The following is a 15,084-nucleotide window of genomic DNA, read 5'->3' as shown; positions in this document are numbered from 1 at the left end:
CCAACCGAAGTCGTACTGAGAAACACGAAGTGACGCCCCTGCAGGTTCACACCGGCACGGTTCACAGGTCTAATCCACGGCGCCGTGGTTCATGATCGCTCCGTTCATGGCAGCCCAGCCAAGGCAATACAGTCGTGACATGGATTTCAGCACCGTGCCCACGCTCGCCGGCCAAAGGGTCACCCTCGAACCGCTCACATCCGACCACGCGACCGAACTGAGGAGTGCGGCCGAGAGACTCGGGGAGCTCTGGTACACCCACATTCCCACCCCGGAAGGCCTGCCCGCCGAGATCGAGCGTCGGCTTGCCCTCCGCGACGCGGGCACCATGCTGCCCTTCGCCGTGAGACGAAACGACAGCGGCGAGGCCGTGGGCATGACGACCTTCATGAACGTGGATGCCCCGAATCGCCGCGTCGAGATCGGTTCCACCTGGCTCGCCAAGAGCGCACAGCGCACCGGCATCAACACCGAGGCGAAGCTGCTGCTGCTCGGCCACGCCTTCGAGGTGCTCGACTGCATCGCCGTGGAGTTCCGCACCCACTGGCACAACCGCCAGTCCCGGAGGGCGATCGCCGAGCTCGGCGCGAAGCAGGACGGCGTGCTGCGCAACCACTCGATCGGCACGGACGGCACGCTGCGCGACACCGTGGTGTTCTCGATCATCGCGAGCGAGTGGCCTACGGTGCGGCTCGGCCTGCGGGAGAAGCTGAACGCGCACTCGTAACCTTGAGCGCCCTGCACGCGTACGATCGGGATTATGACAACGAGCGAGTACGTACCAGGGGTCTGCAACATCGGCGCAGCGGAGATCCGCACTCGACGCAACTCCGGTTACCTCGCCCTGGCCGTCACGATCGTTGCGCTCGTGGTGTTCGTCGTTCTGCCGATCTCGCCCCTGTGGCGCCTCTTCCTCATCATTCCCGCCGGAGGCGCGGCGACCGGTTTCCTCCAGGCCGGGATGCACTTCTGCGCAGGGTTCGCCATGCGTGGGGTGTTCAACTTCGGAGGCGACACCCACCACACCGACACGGTCGAGCAGGCGGAGTACCGTCGCGTCGACCAGCGGAAAGCGATCCTGATCTTCGGGCTCTCGCTCGTCATCGGCATCGTCTTCGCCCTGCTGACGCTGCTGATCCCGTAGCCGGAAAGCATCGCTCGAGCACGCACTCAGAGCCGGTTGACCGCCGTCACCCGCAGCACGGCCTCGCCTGCTTCGTTCGACTCCGCAAGGTCCACCGTGGCGCTGATGCCCCAGTCGTGGTCGCCCGCGGGGTCGGCGAAGATCTGCCGTACTGTCCACTGCTCGGCACCCTCGTCGATGATGAGCATGGCCGAACTACGGGCATCCGCGTCGGTGCCGAGACTGTCATACTCAGCGAAGTACGGCTCCATGGCGTCGGCCCAGGCCTCCGCAGTGAAGCCGGATGCCCCATCCAGCTCGCCGAGCTCCTCGTACTTCTCGAGGGCGGCCAGTTGCACCCTCCGAAACAGCTCGTTGCGCACCAGGGTGCGGAACGCCCGCTGGTTCGCCGTGACGCCGCGCGGCGCCGACGGGAGCACAGGTGCCTCGACGCCCGGGAGCACGGCGGCCGGATTGGTGAGTTCCTCCCACTCGTCGAGCAGGCTGGAATCCACCTGGCGCACGAGCTCGCCCAGCCACTCGATCAGATCGAGCAACCCCTCGGTCTTCGCCTCGTCCGGAATGGTCTGCCGCGCCGCACGATAGGCATCCGAGAGGTACCGCAGCACGAGTCCCTCTGAGCGGTTCAGCTTGTAGAAGCCGATGTAGTCGTTGAAGGTCATCGCCCGCTCGTACATGTCGCGAACGACCGACTTGGGGCTGAGCTCGAAGTCACCCACCCACGGCTGCGACGCGCGGTAGGTGGCGAAGGCGGCATCCAACAGCTCCTCGAGCGGCTTTGGATGCGTCACTTGCTCGAGCAGCTCCATGCGCTCGTCGTATTCGATGCCTTCGGCCTTCATCGCAGCGACCGCCTCTCCCCTGGCCAGGAACTGCTGCGCCGAGAGCACGGGACGCGGGTCATCGAGGGTCGCCTCCAGCACCGAGACGATGTCGAGCGCATAGCTCGGCGACGGCTCAGTGCCCTCGGCGGGCTGGATGAGGTCGAAGACCGCGAGCGCGAACGGCGACAGCGGCTGGTTGAGCGCGAAGTTCGGCTGCAGATCGACAGTGAGTGAGATGTGGCCGTCCGCGGACTGCTGCACGATCTCCGCCGTGCGCAGCGTTCGATAGATCGCGAGGGCCTGCCTCGCCAGTTCGAGTTGGCGTGGCCGCGGCTCATGGTTGTTCTCGATGAGCTCCCTGGCCTCGGCGAAGGCATCGCCGCCCCGGCCGATGATGTTGAGCAGCATCGAGTGCGTCATCCGCATGCTGGAGGTGAGGGTCTCTGGCTGCGCGGCCACGAGGCGGTTGAAGCTCGCCTCGCCCCAGGAGACGAAGCCGTCCGGAGCGCGCTTCTTCACGATCCGCTTGATCTTCTTGGGGTCGTCGCCCGCCTTGGCGAGCAGGCGGGCGTTCTCGGTCTCGTGCTCCGGCGCCTGCACGACCACGGTGCCCGCGGTGTCGTAGCCCGCGCGACCGGCACGTCCGGCGATCTGGTGGAACTCGCGCGCGCTCAACTGGCGCATCTTGGTGCCGTCGAACTTCGTGAGTGCGGTGAGCAGCACGGTGCGGATCGGCACATTGATGCCGACTCCGAGCGTGTCCGTTCCGCAGATGACCCGCAGCAGCCCGCGCTGGGCGAGCTGCTCCACCAGGCGGCGATACTTGGGCAGCATGCCCGCGTGGTGCACGCCGATGCCCGAGCGCAGGAGCCTCGAGAGCGTGCGCCCGAAGTTCGTGGTGAAGCGGAATCCGCCGATCTCCTCGGCGATCTCGTCGCGTTGCTCGCGGCTCGCGACCTTGACGCTCGTGAGCGCTTGCGCCCGCTCGAGGGCCGCGAGCTGGGAGAAGTGCACGATGTAGACGGGTGCGCGGTCGGTCGACAGGATCTCCTCGACGGTCTCGTGCACGGGCGTCGTCACGTATTCGTAGTGCAGAGGCACCGGGCGATCGACGCCCACCACGACCGCAGTCTCGCGGCCGTTGCGCTCGGTGAGGTCCTTCGCGAGCCAGTCGACGTCGCCGAGGGTCGCGGACATGAGGATGAACTGCACCCGCGGAAGGGTCAGCAGCGGCACCTGCCAGGCCCAGCCTCGATCGGGGTCGGAGTAGAAGTGGAACTCGTCCATCACCACCTGGTCGACGGGCGAGTCTGCGCCGTGCCGCAGGGCGATATTCGCGAGAATCTCCGCGGTGCAGCAGATGATCGGGGCATCCGCGTTGACGCTCGAATCCCCCGTGACCATGCCGACGTTCTCCGCACCGAACACGTCGACGAGCGCGAAGAACTTCTCCGAGACGAGCGCCTTGATCGGCGCAGTGTAAAAGGTGCGCTTACCGTCCGCGAGGGCGGCGAAGTGGGCGCCGACGGCCACGAGCGACTTGCCCGTGCCGGTCGGCGTGCTGAGGATCAGGTTGGCTCCTGAGACGATCTCGATGAGCGCCTCGTCCTGCGCCGGATAGAGCGTGATGGCCTGCGCGGTCGTCCACTCGACGAACGCGGCGTAGACGGCGTCGGGGTCCTTGCCTGCGGGCAGGAGATCGAGCAGCGATTCAGGCATGCGGATGGGTGGCAGCGACGAGCGCGTACACGCCTTCTACGTAGTTCCAGAATCCGTCCACGTCGAGACTCACCGGAACGAGAGCGTTCGGCGCGGGCGCATTCGGCAACGGGGCCGCGAAATCAACCACGGTCATACCGTCGGTGAACGTGCCCGTGGTCTCGACATCCACTCGTGCGGCGCGCGAGGTGAACAACTCGGGCCTGGCGACGTAGGCGACTGCGCACACGTCGTGAACGGCCTGACCTTGCCAGTTCGGGTCGTTCGGATCTGTCCAGAAAGTCGACAGCGGCACGACGAACTCGCTTCCGAGCGTGCCGAGGGCAGACATCCGCTCGAGCACGGACTGGTGGGCGATGGCCTGCAGCGTGAGGTCGAGGCCGACCATCACCACCTGCCAGCCCGCATCGAAGACCACCGCGGCAGCATCCGGATCCGCGTAGATATTGAATTCCGCTGCCGGAGTCGTGTTGCCACGCGTAAACGAACCGCCCATGATGACGAAGGATTTCACGAGCGAGGCGATGCAGGGGTCACGCTGCAGCGCGAGGGCGATGTTGGTGAGCGGGCCGGTAGCGACGAGATCGATCGCGCCGGGAGCCGCGCGGATCGTGTCGATGATGAAGTCGACGGCGTGGATGTCGCTGAGCGGCATCGTCGCGGGCGGGAGCACGACGTCGCCCAGGCCGGTCTCGCCGTGCACCTGCGCGGCGTTCTTCGCCCCGCGCACGAGCGGACCGGATGCCCCCGCTGCGACCGGCACCCCCGTAAAGCCCAGGTATTCGCGCAGTTCGAGCGCGTTCTTCGTGGTGTTGGCGAGGGTGACATTGCCGCCGACCGTTGTCACGCCGACGAGGTCGATCGCGGGGTCACCGTGCGCGAGCAGCAGGGCGAGCGCGTCATCCAGACCCGGATCGCAGTCGAGCAGAATCTTCGAGGTCATGCCGCAAGCCTAGGGCGACGCTACGGTGCGCTGTCGCTACAGTGGTGCCATGACCTGCGTCACAGCCGATAACCGGTGACAGTCGTCGTTGTTCTCGCCCTCCTGGCGAGCCTGCTCTACGGAGCCTCGGACTTCCTCGGCGCGCTCAGCGCCCGTCGGCTCACCGTCATCAGAGCGAGCACCGCAATCTATCTCGCGGGAACCGCGACCGGTGCCATCGCCCTGCTCACTCTCCCCTGGGCCTATAGCGACCGGGCGCTCTGGGCCGGCACGATCGCCGGCCTCTTCGCGATCGTCGGGATGGTGACCTTCTACGCCGCCCTCGCGATCGGCCCGATGAGCCTGCTCGCACCGCTCATTGCGCTGATCCAGACCGCGATACCGGTCATCGGGGCGGCAATCCTGGGGCAGAGTCTGCGGCCCGTGGCGTGGGTCGCCGTCGCTCTCGCACTCATCGCGACAACGCTCATCTCCATTCCAACCAGGCCGAGCACTCCAGACACTAAAGCCGCCCGCATCTCTGCCCGAGGTGGGATGCTCGCGCTCGTTTCCGGCATCACCCTCGGCCTCTCGGTCGTTTCGCTGGATACCGCACCGTCAGACTCTGGCGTGTTCCCCGCCTTCCTCGACCTCGCGGCGGGCCTCGTGGTTCTACTGCCATTGCTCGCCGTGAGGCGCCTGCGGGTGAGCGACGGCTGGCTGAAGGGAGGGTCCGCTGCCGCTACCGAAGTCGCTCGCTCGCCCAGGACGGACGCACGCAGCTGGGTCGCGAGCGCGGTCGGCGGGGTGCTGCTCGGCGTCGGCAACATCCTTCTCGTTCTCGCCCTGCACGGCGGCAACCTCGCCGTGGTCGCCGTGCTCGTGAGCCTCTACCCACTCGCGACGGTCATCCTCGCGCGACTCGTGCTCAGGGAGCGCATGTCTCTCCTGCAGTTCGTCGGCGTCGCCCTCGCGATCGTCGCAGCAGTGTTGCTCGGCACCGCCTGAGCCGAAGTCGGCCGGCCCTGCGGCCACCTGGCGCGCCGGTAGAATCATGCGGTGCCAATAGGACAACAGTGACAGCGGAACAACGGGCAACAGGCGAGCCGCAGGGTATCGGCGCCGCGGAGCTCGAGACGACCCTCCGAGTGCTCGCCTCGATGGACTTACTCGACGAGGAACACCCGGACTTCATCGCCGTGCGCCAGGCGACCGCGCGGATGTTCAAGGCCGTCAAGAAGACCCGTCGCCTCGAGAAGCGGGCCGAGATCGCCGAGGCGGACCGCGCGGTGGTCGCGGCAACCGCCACGGGAGCGCCGGATCGCATCGACGACGAGACCCGCGGCATCCCGCTCGCGATCACCGTCGCGGCCCCGACGGCGGGAACCCTGCTGAAGCCGCGCCCCTGTTACATCTGCAAGAAGCCGTACACGCAGGTGGACGCGTTTTACCACCAGCTCTGCCCGGACTGCGCCGCCATGAGCCACGCCAAGCGCGATGCCCGCACCGACCTCACCGGCAAGCGCGCGCTGCTCACCGGCGGTCGCGCGAAGATCGGCATGTACATCGCCCTCAGGCTGCTTCGGGATGGTGCGCACACGACGATCACGACCCGCTTTCCCCGGGACGCCGTGCGCCGCTTCTCTTCGCTGCCCGATGCCCCCGAGTGGCTGCACCGCTTGCGCGTGGTCGGCATCGACCTGCGGGACCCGGCCCAGGTGATCGGCCTCAGTGACGCGATGATCGAGGCCGGACCGCTCGACATCCTCATCAACAACGCCGCGCAGACCGTGCGACGCTCCCCCGGCGCGTACGCTCCGCTCACCGAGGGCGAGTCGCATCCGCTGCCGGACGGGCCGCTCCCGGAACTCCTGACCTTCGGACGCACGAACGACGCGCACCCGCAGGCACTCGCGGCCTCCGTAGCGGCGCATCCGCTGCTTTCCCAGAGCGTGCTCGCCGGCGGCAGAACAGCGGCCGAGCTCACCGCCCTCGCCATGGAGGCCGGGTCATCCTCGCTCGAACGACTGGCCGCGGGCACCGCAATCGATGCCGGTGGCCTCGTGCCAGACCGCCACGACGCGAACAGCTGGACCCAGCACGTGCAGGAGGTCAACCCGCTCGAGATGCTCGAGGTGCAGCTCGCCAACGTGACAGCGCCATTCCTGCTCGTGAGCAGACTGAGGCCCGCGATGGCCGCCTCGGAGGCGCGCCGCAAATACATCGTGAACGTCTCGGCGATGGAGGGGCAGTTCGGCCGTGGCTACAAGGGCCCGGGCCACCCGCACACCAACATGGCCAAGGCCTCGCTTAACATGCTCACGCGCACGAGCGCCAAGGAGATGCTCGAGACCGACGGCATCCTCATGACAAGCGTCGACACGGGCTGGATCACGGATGAGCGGCCCCACCCCACCAAGGTGCGACTCGCGGAAGAGGGCTTCCACGCCCCGCTCGACCTCGTGGACGGCGCGGCTCGCGTCTACGATCCGATCGTGCGCGGCGAGGCCGGCGAAGACGTCTGCGGTGTCTTCCTCAAGGACTACGTGACTGCCGCCTGGTAGCGGCCGAACTCCTAGACTTCCAGTCATGACGACTCCGCCCAGGAAGGCCGACGGAAGCGCCGGTGACGCGGACTACGGCACGATCGCGACCGACTACTCGCGCTATCGGCGCCCGGATGCGCGCATCGCCGCGCAGATTCACGGTGCCCTCGGTGATGCGCGCACGGTGCTCAATGTCGGTGCGGGCGCGGGCTCCTACGAGCCTCTCGACCGCGAGGTGACGGCGGTCGAGCCGAGCGCGTCGATGCGCGCGCAGCGCCCCGCATCGCTCTCGATCGCGATCGACGCGAGTGCAGAATCCCTCCCCTTCGCCGACGACAGCTTCGACGCGGCCATGGCGACCTTCACCGTGCACCAGTGGCAGAACCTGGAAGCGGGGCTGCACGAGGTGCGGCGCGTCACCAGGGGTCCGGTCGTGATCCTCAGTTGCGACCCGGCGGAGCTGAACCGATTCTGGCTCGTGGACTACGCGCCGGAGGTATTACAGACCGAGGCGCGCCGCTATCCGGCCCCGGCCGACATCGCGCGGGCGCTCGGCGGTGCCGTCGAGGTGCGTGCGCTGCCCGTACCACTCGACTGCACCGACGGATTCGGAGAGGCGTATTACGGCCGGCCCGAAGCGCTGCTCGACCCGGGCGCACGCCTGTCCAACTCTGCGTGGAGCTTCGTCGGCCCGGAGGTGGAGCCGCGGTTCGAGCGTGAGCTCCGCCGCGACCTCGACTCCGGGGCGTGGGATTCCCGCTACGGCGCGCTGCGCACCCAGCCGGAGTTCGACGGCTCGCTTCGCCTCATCGTCGGGCTCCCCGGCTGACACTCGACGCACCTCGTTCAGGACGCCTTGAGCTCCTCGGCCGGGGCGACGTTGAAGTTGTCGCGGAACACGTTCTCCGGGTCGTACCGCAGCTTCGCCCGGCGGAGTCGAGCGAGCGTCGCCGGTGGAAACGCCTCGTCGATTCGCTCCGGGCTCAGATCAGACTCGAAGCTCAGGTAGAGGCCGTTGAAGTGCGGCTTCAGCTTCTCCCACACCGCGTTCAGCCGCTCCCTGCTGGGCCCGAGCGCAATCACCGAGAAGTTCGCTGACCGCCCGGCGTAGGCCGTGGCGTCCGCCTCGATGTCCTGGACGGCGCCACCGACGGAGCGGATCTGGAAGAAGTAGCTTGTGCCGCTTTGCAGCATCTCCGCGACTCCGTCGGCGAACTCAGGTGTGATGTGCTCGACGAGGGCCGAGCGCGAGACCGGCTCGCCCTGCCCGTTGTGGCTGCCATCCTGGGCGTTGTCGAGAATGGCGCTGTACGGGGTGAGACTCACGGACTGGTCGAGAAGCGGCGCAACCTCGGCGAAGGGCTGAAGCATCTCGATGATCGTGTCCGGCTCGCTCGAGTCGACCACGACCATCACCTGCGCGACGGTCTGCTGGCCACGGCGAGACGCGCCCATGATCAGGAAGCTCGTGACCTCGCGCGGAGCGGCCTCGACCGTGGTGCCCCAGCGCTCGAGGAATCCCGCGGTGTCTGACGCGTCGAATACGAGCTGGGCGAAGCCGACCTCTCCCACCTCATCGACCTCGAACTCGAAGGCCGTCACGATTCCGACGTTCGCGCCCGCGCCACGCACCGCCCAGAACAGCTCTGGGTTCTCGTTTGCGTCTGCCCGCACGACAGAGCCGTCCGCGAGCACGAGCTCAACGGCGCGCAGGTGGTCGATCGTGAGGCCGTGCTCGCGCACGAGGTACCCCACCCCGCCCGCTGTCGCGAGGCCGCCGACCCCGACCCCGCCGTAGTCGCCCGAGCTCAGCGCCCAGCCGTGGGGAGCGAGCGCGTGCGCGACATCCTTCCAGCGCGCACCCGGCTCGACTCGCACCAGTCGCGCCGACTCATCCAGCACGTCGATCGCCTTCATCGGAGACAGGTCGATGATGATGCCGCCGTCGTTCGTCGACCGGCCGCTGATGCCGTGTCCGCCGCTGCGCACGCCGAGTGGAACGTCGGGGTTTGCCCGCGCAAACGCCACCGCATCGACGACCTCCGCCGCGGTGTGCACCTGGAGCACGAGACCGGGGGCACCGCCCCGCATATAGGTCGAGCGCACGCGCGAGTAGCTCGCGTCGCCCGGCTCGATCGCGCTTCCGGCAATGGACCCGGGGATGCCGTCATAGTCGATGCCGTCCCGCCGCTTGCCGAGAGCGATCGCATTGCGCACGATGCCACCCGACTGCGGAACGCCGCGCGAGATCTTCTCCCGCTCGACGGCCGCACGAAGAGCGGGCGCAACCTCCTCGGCGAAGCGTTCCAGGGTGCCGGGGTCATCGGCGGCCACGATGAAGGTGCCGACGCCGTCGTCCATGACCATGGGCAACAGTTCCTCCACCCACTGCTCGCTCGGCCCCTGCAGGAAGCCACCGTTCGCCGCCGAGAATCGGCCACCGATGTTGAGCAGTCGACGGATCTCACGCGGATCGCGGCCAGCGCCGACGGCCGCCTCGTCGATGACCGTGTTCGAGTTCGCGAGTTCCCCAGGCTTCATGTACCCGAGGGATGGCAGCCAGCCGTCCGCCTTGCGGCCGATCAGGCGCAGCATCCTGGGTTTGTACGCGCCGAGCCAGATGGGGATGTTGTGGGCGGGCGACGGGCCTCGTTTCGCGCCCGCAAGGCTGTAGTAGTCACCGTCAATGCGAAGAGACGAGCGCTCGCCCGCATCCCAGATGCCGCGGATGACGTCGATTGCCTCGCTCAGAGCGTCCACCGACTGTCCAGGGGTCAGGCGTCGCCCGCCCATGGCTTCGATCGCGTCCCAGAATCCACCCGCGCCGAGGGCGAGGCTCATGCGGCCGCCGGAGAGCAGGTCGAGGCTTGCCGCGGCCCGAGCCGTGACGGCGGGCGGCCGAAGCGGGAGGTTGAGAACGTTCGGGGAGAGGTGCACCCGCTCCGTGCGCGAGGCCACCCAGCTCAGCAGGGTCCAGGTGTCGAGAAACGCTGGCTGGTACGGGTGATCCTGGAAGGTGACCAGGTCGTAGCCGAGTTGCTCGCTGAGCAGCGCCAGCGACACCGCGGCCTGCGGCGGGTTGTTCGCTGGCGTGATGAAGGTGCCGAACTGTAGCTCGTGCCCGTAGTACATGGTGCTCCGTCTCGCTGTCTGCTATGCGTTTTGTTGACGCGTCAACCAGCATAGCGCGTTTTGTTGATGTATCAACTACACTGGTCGCATGACTGGTTCGGCGGCTGCATCCTCGGAGCTCACCGGCCCGCTCACCGAGCACCAGGCCTCCGCGTGGGCGAGCTACCAACGGATGCGCGCGCGGCTCAGCGGCAGGCTCGGCCGCGAGCTCATGCGTGAAACCGGGCTCTCGGAGGCCGACTACGAGATCCTCACCGCCGTCGTCGATTCGCCCGACGGTTCCCTGCGCTCCCTCGCACTGCGCTGCGGTCTCGAGTGGGAGAAGAGCCGACTCTCGCACCAGCTACGCCGCATGACCGAACGCGGCCTCATCGTGCGCGAAGAATGCCCCGAAGACAGTCGCGGATTCATCGTCCGGGCCTCCGAGGAGGGCCGCGCAGCAGCCGAGGCCGCCAGGCTCCACCACGAGACGGCCGTGCGCCGCTACGTCACGGACGTGCTCAGCGCCGAGCAGCTCGACCTGCTCGCCTCGATCGCAGACACGGTGCTGCACGAGATCGACGACGACGATCCGCGCGAATCTCGCCGAAATGACGCCTGATACCCTCGTTTCATGGGAGCCCGAGTTCAGCGAGTAGACCTTCCCGGCATTGGGATGCGCCACGATCTGCTGACGAGCGGCGGGCGCAAGATCAGCGTCGTGTCGCACCGTTCAGGCGAGCGCGACCTCGCGATCTTCGACCAAGACGATCCAGACTCCAGCAGCGACTCGATCGCGCTGACCGATGACGAGGCGGCCGCTCTCGCCGACGTGCTCGGCGCATCCCTCATGCTCGGGCAGCTCGCCGGCCTCGGCGACCAGACCGCCGGGGTGTTCACGGAGCAGATCTCCCTACCGTTCGACTCGCCATACATCGGCCGCCCGATGGGCGATACCAAGGCGAGAACGCGCACGAGTGTGTCGATCGTCGCCATCGTGCGCGGGTCGCACGTCGTGGCATCGCCGACACCGGATGTGCCGTTCGAGCCGGGCGACATCATTGTCGCGGTCGGCACACGCAAAGGCCTCGACGCGCTGAGCAGCCTCATCGCCCTCGGTCCGCAATAGCCGCGGATCCGTATGCATAACACGACCGTGCTGCTCACCGAGGTGGGCGCGCTGCTCCTGGGTCTGAGCATCCTTGGCCGTCTCGCGATCCGCATCCGAGTCTCTCCGATCCCGCTCTACCTGCTCGCTGGCCTGGTCTTCGGCAAGGGCGGCTTCGCACCGCTCGACGCGAGCGAACAGTTCTTCGCCGTCGGGTCGGAGATCGGTGTGATCCTGCTGCTTGCGATGCTCGGCCTGGAGTACTCCGCAGGAGAGCTCATGCAGAACCTCAAGGAATCCCGCGTGGCCGGGCTGCTCGACGGGCTGTTCAATGCGATCCCGGGCGCGGCATTCGCCTTGATCCTCGGATGGGGGCCGGTCGCGGCCGTCGCACTGGCCGGCATCACCTGGGTGTCGTCGAGCGGTGTCATCGCGAAGGTGATGCGGGACCTCGGCCGACTCGGTAACCGCGAGACGCCCGTCGTGCTCTCGATCCTCGTCATCGAGGATCTCGCCATGGCGTTCTACCTGCCCGTGCTGTCCGCGCTCGTGATCGGAGCAGGGCTGCTCGAGGGTGCGACAACCGTGGTCATCGCCGTCGCGGTCGTCTTCGTGATTCTCGTTGTCGCGCTCAGGCACGGCCGCTTCGTCGGCAGACTGTTCGCGGTGCAGAGCCCCGAGCCGCTGCTCCTCGGCGTCTTCGGGCTCACGCTGCTCGTGGCTGGAGCCGCGGAACAGGTCGGCGTCTCCGCCGCGGTCGGAGCCTTCCTGGTCGGCATCGCGATCTCCGGGCCCGCCGCAGAGCGCGCCGCGCGAGTGCTGAGCCCGCTGCGCGACCTGTTCGCCGCGGTCTTCTTCGTCTTCTTCGGTCTCGCCACCGATCCGAACGACATCCCTCCGGTGCTCCTGCCTGCCCTCGGGCTCGCGATCGTGACGATCGGCACCAAGGTGCTGAGCGGCTACCTCGCCGCGAGGCGTACGGGGCTCGGTGCCCCGGGGCGCTGGCGCACGGGCCTCACCCTCACCCCGCGCGGAGAGTTCTCGATCGTGATCGCCGGCCTTGCCGTCACCGCGGGCGTCCAGCCCCAGCTCGCACCGCTGGCAACCGCCTACGTGCTCATCACCATCATCGTCGGGCCCGCGCTCGCCCGCATCCCCGACACCGCGCGGTTCAAGGCACGAATGCGTCGTAAGGCTGTGGCCTGAGCTTCGCCGGTTCGTCCGCCTTCTCCGAGCGCACGAACGCGATCCCGGCGAGGATGAGCGCTCCCCCGAGGAACTGCAGGAGCGTGAGCTCCTCACCAAGCAGCAGCCAGGCATAGAAGGTCGCGAAGATCACCTCGAGCAGGCCCGCGAAGGATGCCAGCCGCGATCCGAGCATCGAGGTGGCCGCGATGCTCGTGGCGTAGGCCATCGCCGTGGCGGCGACGCAGACCACGAGCATCGGCACCCACCAGGCCACCGACTCACCGAACAGATGCACCCGGCCGAAGGTCACCGCGAACGGGATGAGGCCCACGACGCTCGCGAGGCCGAGCGCGAGCCCGCCGATGAGCAGGCCAAAGGACGCGAGGGCAACGGTCGGCAGGCCATCCGCGGGCCGGGCCGCAACGACGTAGTAGACCGCGCAGCCGACCATGGCGCCGAGTGCGAACACGAGTCCGAGCAGGTCAAGACTCGTCGCCCCCGAGGGTGAGATCACGAACACGAGGCCGAGCAGTGCCGCAACCGAACCGACGAGCACCGCGGTCTTCGGCAGCCGACGGGTGCGCGCCCAGGCCACGGCCACGAGAAGGAGCGGCGCCATGAACTCGAGCAGGATGGCCGTGCCGACGGGAATGCGCTCGATCGCGGCGAAATATAGCAGTTGGCAGGCCGCGACGCCGAGAAGCGCCATCCCGAGCACACGCCAGCGACCCCGCCACAGGGAAACCCATTTCCCGCGCAGTGAATACACGGCGATCGGTGCCAGCAACAGCCCACCCGTGAGCGCGCGAACCGTCACGGCCGCACCCGGACTCCACCCCGCTTCGAGCAGGGGCTTGGCGAACGCTCCGGACAGGCCGAAACACGCCGCGGCGAGCACCGCGACGGCGAGTCCGACGGAGGTCGGCGAACGTTTCATGGGTCTCCCTGCTGGCGCACTGGCTGCGGCGCGATTCTGACGCTAGTCTCAGATTGAGTAAGGAGTCAATTTGCATTTTGCCCCTGACACTGACGAAGCATTGGTCTTCGCCGCAGCGCTCGGCAACACGGTCTCCACGGCATCCCGGAGCGGGGCGGACGAGCTCTCCACTCCGGCACAGCTCACGGCACTGCTGGTCGAGAATCGCTACTCCGGTCGCTTCGACCGCAACGAGACAGAACTGCGCGAGGTGCGCGATGCACGTGGACGCATCCGCCATCTCTGGACGCTCGGCCGGGATGCCGCGGCGTTCGAAGTGAATCGGATGCTGCGCGACGCCCGCGCGCTCCCCCACCTCATGCGCCACGATGGTTTCGACTGGCACCTCCACGCCACGGACCTCGGCGCGCCGCTCGCGGAGCGCATCCTCGTGGAGTTCTCCCTTGCCCTCGTGGACGTCATCCGCACGGACGAGATGGGCAGGCTCCGCTCCTGCGAGGCCGAGGACTGCGACGGCGTGCTCCTCGACCTCTCTCGCAACGGATCGAAGCGATTCTGCAGTATCCGCTGCGGCAACCGGATGAACATGATCGCCTTCAGACAACGCGCAGCGGGCGAGGCTGGCTGGCGGCCAGGATTAGGCTGGGCTCGTGACCACGCCAGCGGAGCCGTACTATCGGGCACTCGGTGATGGCCGCTACGCGTCGACGGTGCACGCGCAGGGGGCCTGGAATCCGCACGAGCAGCACATGGCTCCCGTGTCGGGAATCCTCGCCCACTGCCTCGAGCGCTTCCAGCCCAGGGACGACATGCGGATGGCGCGCATCAGCTTTGACATTCTCGGCCTGATCCCGGACGGCGAGTTCGAGATCGTGACGGCGATGCTGCGCCCCGGCCGCACTATCGAACTCGTGCGGGCGGAGCTCGTCGCGGGCGGCCGCACGGCCGTGCGCGCGACGGCCTGGCGCATGCAGCTCTCCGACACGAGCGCGGTCGCCGCGGTCGAGGACGAGCGGCTGCCGGGGCTGGATGCCGCGCTCCCCCCGACGACGCTGGACGACTGGCCGGGCGGCTACATCCGGTCGATCGAGGCGCGACCGCTGGCCGACCACAGGGCGGGCAAGGGGCGCGTGTGGATCAGGGCGAAGCATCCGCTCATCGACACGGAGCCGTTTTCGGAGTTCGCGGCGCTCGTCGGGCTCGTGGACACGACCAACGGCGTTGCGACCCGGGTGAAGCCCGGCCCTGGTAGCTACCTGTTCCCGAACCTCGACCTGCAGCTGCACCTCTACCGCGAGCCCGGCGGGCCGTGGCTCGGCCTGCAGAACTCGGTGACCTTCGGCCGGGATGGCATCGGGCTCACCTCGACCGTGCTGCACGACGGCACAGGCCCATTCGGCCACGCCGAGCAGATCCTGACCCTGCGCAAATCGGACTGACCGGCTCGCGGGTGCTCGTGCGAGCGTCCGCTGTGATGAAACTGTGGTGGATCCAAGGGGATTCGAACCCCTGACCCCCTGCATGCCATGCAGGTGCGCTACCAGGCTGCGCCATGGACCCATGTTCCCGGCAAACCGGACAACTC

General features: G+C 67.9%; 14 protein-coding genes and 1 tRNA gene. 10 read left to right on the top strand and 5 right to left on the bottom strand.

The window, feature by feature from the left end; genetic code table 11:
- Positions 1 to 139 precede the first annotated feature (139 nt).
- Positions 140 to 727, top strand: a complete 588-nt coding sequence (locus ABUA28_RS05125; RefSeq protein WP_349902873.1) for a GNAT family N-acetyltransferase — start codon at positions 140 to 142, stop codon at positions 725 to 727.
- A 33-nt stretch (positions 728 to 760) separates the two neighbouring features.
- A complete protein-coding gene (locus ABUA28_RS05120; protein WP_349902872.1) occupies positions 761 to 1,144 on the top strand; it encodes a hypothetical protein in 384 nt (127 codons plus the stop codon).
- 26 nt (positions 1,145 to 1,170) lie between these two features.
- Here ABUA28_RS05120 and ABUA28_RS05115 read toward each other — a convergent pair whose 3' ends face one another.
- On the bottom strand, positions 1,171 to 3,687 hold the full coding sequence (locus ABUA28_RS05115; RefSeq protein WP_349902871.1) for a DEAD/DEAH box helicase: 2,517 nt from the start codon (positions 3,685 to 3,687) through the stop codon (positions 1,171 to 1,173).
- Positions 3,680 to 4,630, bottom strand: a complete 951-nt coding sequence (locus ABUA28_RS05110) for a nucleoside hydrolase (RefSeq protein WP_349902870.1) — start codon at positions 4,628 to 4,630, stop codon at positions 3,680 to 3,682. The genes ABUA28_RS05115 and ABUA28_RS05110 overlap by 8 nt, the downstream gene beginning before the upstream one ends.
- Before the next feature lie 75 nt (positions 4,631 to 4,705).
- Between ABUA28_RS05110 and ABUA28_RS05105 the strand changes: the two genes are divergently transcribed.
- From ABUA28_RS05105 to ABUA28_RS05095, 3 genes are all read left to right on the top strand, one after another.
- The gene (locus ABUA28_RS05105) at positions 4,706 to 5,617 is read left to right on the top strand and encodes an EamA family transporter (protein WP_349902869.1); all 912 of its coding nucleotides are present in this window, start codon (positions 4,706 to 4,708) and stop codon (positions 5,615 to 5,617) included.
- Between the two features lie 68 nt (positions 5,618 to 5,685).
- Positions 5,686 to 7,173 (top strand): SDR family NAD(P)-dependent oxidoreductase, encoded by a 1,488-nt coding sequence (locus tag ABUA28_RS05100; protein ID WP_349902868.1) that lies wholly within the window; start codon positions 5,686 to 5,688, stop codon positions 7,171 to 7,173.
- 25 nt (positions 7,174 to 7,198) lie between these two features.
- Positions 7,199 to 7,984: a class I SAM-dependent methyltransferase gene (locus ABUA28_RS05095; protein ID WP_349902867.1), complete on the top strand. Its 786-nt coding sequence runs from the start codon at positions 7,199 to 7,201 to the stop codon at positions 7,982 to 7,984.
- 17 nt (positions 7,985 to 8,001) lie between these two features.
- Here the strand turns inward: ABUA28_RS05095 and ABUA28_RS05090 are convergent, their stop codons facing one another.
- Positions 8,002 to 10,287: an LLM class flavin-dependent oxidoreductase gene (locus tag ABUA28_RS05090; RefSeq protein WP_349902866.1), complete on the bottom strand. Its 2,286-nt coding sequence runs from the start codon at positions 10,285 to 10,287 to the stop codon at positions 8,002 to 8,004.
- An 88-nt stretch (positions 10,288 to 10,375) separates the two neighbouring features.
- On the opposite strand from ABUA28_RS05090, the gene ABUA28_RS05085 reads away from it, so the two are divergent.
- The 3 genes from ABUA28_RS05085 to ABUA28_RS05075 are packed head-to-tail and all read left to right on the top strand — an operon-like array spanning position 10,376 to position 12,580.
- Complete coding sequence (locus tag ABUA28_RS05085) at positions 10,376 to 10,888, top strand: MarR family winged helix-turn-helix transcriptional regulator (RefSeq protein WP_349902865.1); 513 nt, start codon at positions 10,376 to 10,378, stop codon at positions 10,886 to 10,888.
- 12 nt (positions 10,889 to 10,900) lie between these two features.
- On the top strand, positions 10,901 to 11,395 hold the full coding sequence (locus ABUA28_RS05080) for a cation:proton antiporter regulatory subunit (RefSeq protein WP_349902864.1): 495 nt from the start codon (positions 10,901 to 10,903) through the stop codon (positions 11,393 to 11,395).
- Between the two features lie 12 nt (positions 11,396 to 11,407).
- Entirely contained in the window at positions 11,408 to 12,580 is a 1,173-nt protein-coding gene (locus tag ABUA28_RS05075) for a cation:proton antiporter (RefSeq protein WP_349902863.1), read from the top strand.
- Here the strand turns inward: ABUA28_RS05075 and ABUA28_RS05070 are convergent.
- Positions 12,546 to 13,499 carry an EamA family transporter gene (locus tag ABUA28_RS05070; RefSeq protein ID WP_349902862.1) on the bottom strand — a complete coding sequence of 318 codons (954 nt, stop codon included), beginning with the start codon at positions 13,497 to 13,499 and terminating at the stop codon, positions 12,546 to 12,548. The two genes, ABUA28_RS05075 and ABUA28_RS05070, sit on opposite strands and share 35 nt — an antisense overlap.
- Before the next feature lie 70 nt (positions 13,500 to 13,569).
- Between ABUA28_RS05070 and ABUA28_RS05065 the strand changes: the two genes are divergently transcribed.
- Both ABUA28_RS05065 and ABUA28_RS05060 read left to right on the top strand, forming a co-directional pair.
- Positions 13,570 to 14,190: a CGNR zinc finger domain-containing protein gene (locus ABUA28_RS05065; protein ID WP_349902861.1), complete on the top strand. Its 621-nt coding sequence runs from the start codon at positions 13,570 to 13,572 to the stop codon at positions 14,188 to 14,190.
- Positions 14,150 to 14,938, top strand: a complete 789-nt coding sequence (locus tag ABUA28_RS05060; protein WP_349902860.1) for a thioesterase family protein — start codon at positions 14,150 to 14,152, stop codon at positions 14,936 to 14,938. The genes ABUA28_RS05065 and ABUA28_RS05060 overlap by 41 nt, the downstream gene beginning before the upstream one ends.
- 44 nt (positions 14,939 to 14,982) lie before the next feature.
- Here ABUA28_RS05060 and ABUA28_RS05055 read toward each other — a convergent pair.
- Positions 14,983 to 15,059, bottom strand: a tRNA-Ala gene (locus ABUA28_RS05055).
- Between the last annotated feature and the right edge of the window lie 25 nt (positions 15,060 to 15,084).

Origin of the sequence: Parafrigoribacterium humi, from assembly GCF_040227205.1 — a bacterium.
Lineage (GTDB): Bacteria > Actinomycetota > Actinomycetes > Actinomycetales > Microbacteriaceae > Parafrigoribacterium_A > Parafrigoribacterium_A humi.
This window is presented reverse-complemented; position numbering and strand designations above follow the sequence as displayed.